This window comes from Paraburkholderia sp., assembly GCF_026225065.1.
GTDB lineage: Bacteria > Pseudomonadota > Gammaproteobacteria > Burkholderiales > Burkholderiaceae > Paraburkholderia.
In genome coordinates, this window is the sequence record NZ_JAMFSB010000308.1 from 1 (window position 1) to 4208 (window position 4208).

4 protein-coding genes are annotated in these 4208 nt (G+C 61.4%); all 4 read left to right on the forward strand.

What is annotated here, in order from left to right; translation table 11 throughout:
- Positions 1–1081, forward strand: a 1081-nt coding sequence (locus tag M0954_RS22210) for an AAA family ATPase (RefSeq protein ID WP_297355503.1), incomplete at its 5' end; no start/stop codon positions are given.
- The gene (locus M0954_RS22215) at positions 1081–2493 is read left to right on the forward strand and encodes a CpaF family protein (RefSeq protein WP_297355504.1); all 1413 of its coding nucleotides are present in this window, start codon (positions 1081–1083) and stop codon (positions 2491–2493) included. The genes M0954_RS22210 and M0954_RS22215, both read left to right, overlap by 1 nt.
- Positions 2490–3470 (forward strand): type II secretion system F family protein, encoded by a 981-nt coding sequence (locus M0954_RS22220; RefSeq protein ID WP_297355506.1) that lies wholly within the window; start codon positions 2490–2492, stop codon positions 3468–3470. Before M0954_RS22215 ends, M0954_RS22220 begins: the two co-directional genes overlap by 4 nt.
- A 35-nt stretch (positions 3471–3505) precedes the next feature.
- Positions 3506–4208: type II secretion system F family protein (locus tag M0954_RS22225; protein WP_297355508.1), on the forward strand; the 703-nt coding region annotated here is incomplete at its 3' end.

Consider the following 4208-nt stretch of genomic DNA (forward strand, 5'->3'; position numbering starts at 1 on the left):
CGCGATTGGCGGGGTGAACGAGGCAATCGCCTATGTGGCAAAGCTCGACCGCTCGCCGCTGTTCCTGCTCGTGGACCTGCACGACTCCGTGATGCCACTTTCCGATCTCGGTCGCTTGGCCGAAGTGTGCGAGCCGTCTGTGCAGGTGGTGGCGCTCGGCGAACGCAACGACGTCGGCCTGTTCCGCGCGCTGCTTCAAATCGGTGTCCGCGACTATCTCGTGAAGCCGCTCACGGTGGAGCTGATCAGGCGGACGCTCAACGTGTCCGACGGCAAGGTGAGCCCGGTGAAGCGTCTGCGCGCCGGCAAGACCGTCGCGTTTACGGGTTCGCGTGGCGGGGTTGGCGTGACGACGATCGCTCTCAACGTAGCGCGCCATCTGGCTGAAGACACGCACCGCCGGATTGCCTACGTCGACCTGAACCTGTATGGCGGTGCTGCCAACAGCATGCTTGGCATCCAGAGTAACAACGGTCTCTCGGACGTATTGCAGAACGTGCACCGTCTAGATCCGCAGTACGTCGAGCGCACGCTCGTCGCCAAGGGCACGCGCCTCTTCGTGCTCTCAGCAGAACTCGACTACGGTGCCCCGCGGTCGTTCGGGGACGACTCGCTCGCGCGCGTATTGGCACTCCTCTGCGACAATTTCCATTACGTGATCCTCGACGTCGGCGACCTGGCAGACCCGCTGGCAGGCGAAGCATTCGACCACGCGTCACGCGTGTACCTGGTCGCCGACCGCTCGGTACACTCAACCCGCGAGACGATCCGCCGGCTGCGCTTCATTGAAGACCGCGAGAACAATCCCACCACGTCAGTTCTGCTCAACAACCAGACTTCCTCGGCGACGGGCAAGGTCGAGTCGCCCGACTTTATGTCGGCGGTCGGGCGCACCGTGTTGCACGAAATTCCCTACGAAGCGAAGGCGGTGACGATCGCAGCGAACCTGGGCGAGGCGCCCAAGGACAAAGCGGCCAACGGCTTCAACCAGACAATCACGCGGATCGGCAGTGACCTGACCGGCCAGCACTCGAGCGCTGAACGCACGTTCTTCCAGAAGCTCCGGTTGAGGAGAAACTGATGTTCGGACAAAAGAAAGGCGCACCTATAGTCGGTGAAGCGGCACTCGGTGGCGCAGATGCCGCCGGGCTCGCCGTACTCGATCTGGTAGCCCCTGTCGCGACCGCATCGGCGGCTGTGTCACGCGCTACCCCGTTGGAAGGCAACGAGTTGCTGGTCCGCTCAGACCTCTTCCGGATCATTCGCAATGGCGTGTTCGCTTCGATGAACGCGTCTGCCGTCGTCGGCAAGACACGCGAGCAAATGAAGCCAAGCGTTGAACAGTTCGTGCTGGAGATCGCCGAACGTGAACGCCTGAACATCACGATCTCGGAGCAAGTGCAGATTGTGGGCGACCTGCTCAACGATATGTTTGGCCTCGGCCCGATCGAACCGCTGCTCGCCGACGAAACGGTAACCGACGTGCTCGTGAACGGGCCCGACCAGGTCTATGTAGAACGGCATGGCCGACTAGAACTGACCCCCTACAAGTTCCGCGACAACACGCACGTGGTGAACGTGGCACAGAGGATTGCAGCGGGCATCGGGCGGCGCGTGGACGAAAGCAGCCCGATGGTAGACGCCCGCCTCGCCGACGGCAGCCGGGTCAACGTCGTCTTGCCGCCGCTCGCGATCCACGGCGCAGTCATCTCGATTCGTAAATTTTCCAAGCGCAACATCACGCTTCACCGCATGGCGCAGCAGGGCAACCTGTCGCAGGCGATGGCGAACGTGCTCAAGCTCGCGAGCACCTGCCGGCTCAACATTATCGTGTCGGGTGGTACGGGTTCGGGGAAGACAACGCTGCTCAATGCGCTGTCGCACTTCATCGACCTCGGCGAGCGCACCATTACGATCGAAGATGCGGCTGAACTGCAACTCGTGCAGCCACACGTGGTGAGCCTCGAAACGCGCCCGGAAAACTCTGAAGGACTCGGTGCCGTCGCGCAACGCGACCTCGTGCGCAACGCACTGCGAATGCGCCCGGACCGCATCATCCTTGGCGAGACCCGCGGCCCGGAAGCCTTCGATGTGCTCCAGGCAATGAACACGGGCCACGACGGCTCGATGACGACGATCCACGCAAACACGCCGCGCGACGGCATCACCCGGCTGGAAAGCATGGTCATGATGGCAAACGGCAATCTTCCGCTGCTCTCGATTCGTCGCCAGATCGCGAGTGCCGTGCACCTGATCGTGCAGATCGAACGGATGCGCGACGGCATGCGCCGGATCACGCGCATCACGGAACTTGTCGGCATGGAAGGCGAAGTCATCATCACGCAGGACCTGTTCACGTTCCGCTACGACGCGAGCGCGTATAGCGAGGAAGTAAAGGGCGTGTTCGAGTGCGCCTCGGTGCGCCCGGCGTTTTCCGCACGTGCGGCGTACTACGGTCTCGAGGACGCCCTGATGGAGGCAATGAAGCTATGAGTATCGTCGACCTCGTCACCTTTGCGTCTTTTGCAGGTGTGATCGTGCTCGGCGTGATGTACCTGACCGTGCAGGATCTACGCAGCAAGCAGCCCGAAGCGCGGATCCACGCGCGCATGGCCGATGCATTCACGTTGCAGGGCCACCGCCTGCCAACGAAGGACAGTGACCAGGTCGACGCGGACCTCTTTAGCGTCAGCAGCGAAGACAACGCATTCGGCCGCTGGTTCGGCCCGAAACTCGCACGTCTTCGCACGGTCGCGGGGGCGAACGGACTGCGCATCGTGATCGCGGCAACCATTGTTGGGGAACTGGTTGCCGTTCTCATGACGAAGTTTATGCCGCTGCCCCATTTCGCTCCGCCATTGCTCGTGATCGGGCTGCCGGTGCTGCTGGGCATGCGTGCCTATAGCTTTCTCGTGAACCGCTTTCGAGAGCGTTTTCTCGATGGTTTCCCGGACTTGATTGACCTGCTCGTACGCGCAGTTCGCGCCGGCGTGCCGGTGACCCATGTGATCGGCTCGGCCGTGGAAGAGCTTCAGGAACCACTGCGTCACGAGTTCAAGCTGATGAGCGATTCTCTTCAGATCGGGCTGGATCTCGAGGCGGTGCTTGCGGTGGCGGTGCGGCGCATCGAAATTGCGGATTTTTCTTTCTTCTGCGTGTGTTTGGTACTGCAACGCGAAACCGGTGGCCAACTCGGCGAGACGCTTGAGAACCTCGCCACTATCGTGCGGTCGCGCCGAGAAATTCGCCAGAAGTCGCGGGCCCTGACAGGTGAAGCGCGTATCACGACCAAGATTCTCACGGCCATCCCGCTGGTCATCATGTTGGCCATGGCCTCACTGGACAAGACGTACCTTCCCGTGCTCTTCGGCACCCCCGGCGGTCAGAAGCTGTTCACCTACGCAGTCATCTCAGTCGTCGTAGGCATTGTCGTCGTCACCAAGATGTCAAAACTGGATGCATCGCGATGAAGCAGGAGTACATCGAAACGCTTATCAATCTGCTGATGCTGTCCGCGCTCTTCGCCGGACTTGCAATCTGGTGGGCGACCAAGCGAGGCGGCCGGCGCGGAAGGATTGCTGATCGCGCGCGCGAGGTCGCGCTTACGCAGCGAGCGGAAAGCGTTCAGATGGACGAGGCTGAGGCATCAGGCGGGTGGCGCGCGCAGCTCGTGCAGCGGCTTGGGCGCATCGGCGACCGGCTCCCGCTGTTCGACGCGAAATACCGACTCAAGCTTAAAAAGGAAATGGCACGTAGCGGCTATCGCAGTAGTCATGCGGTATCTGTGCTGCTTGCAGTGAAGTTTGTCTTCGGGTTGATTAGTGCAGGGCTCACGGTGATGCTGGGATCTAATATCCCGATGATCGGGCAATACCCGGCCGTGCGCGGCTCGGCGATGTTGATGGCGTTCATCGTCGGCATGATCGTTCCAGAGTACGTGGTCGCGTTTCGGGCATCGCGCCGTCGCAAGAAGATGTCCGGATGCCTGCCCGATGCGCTTGACCTGCTGGTGATCTGCACGAATGCCGGGAATAGCCTGGGCGTGAGTATCCGGCGCGTCGCAGACGAACTCAAGACTATTTGCCCACCGCTTGCCGACGAATTTTCACTCACTGCGGACGAACTCAAGCTCTCTGGTGACAGCACCCGTTCACTTCAGGCGCTAGCCGAGCGAATCGACCTGCCTTCTATCCGCGCGCTGATCTCCA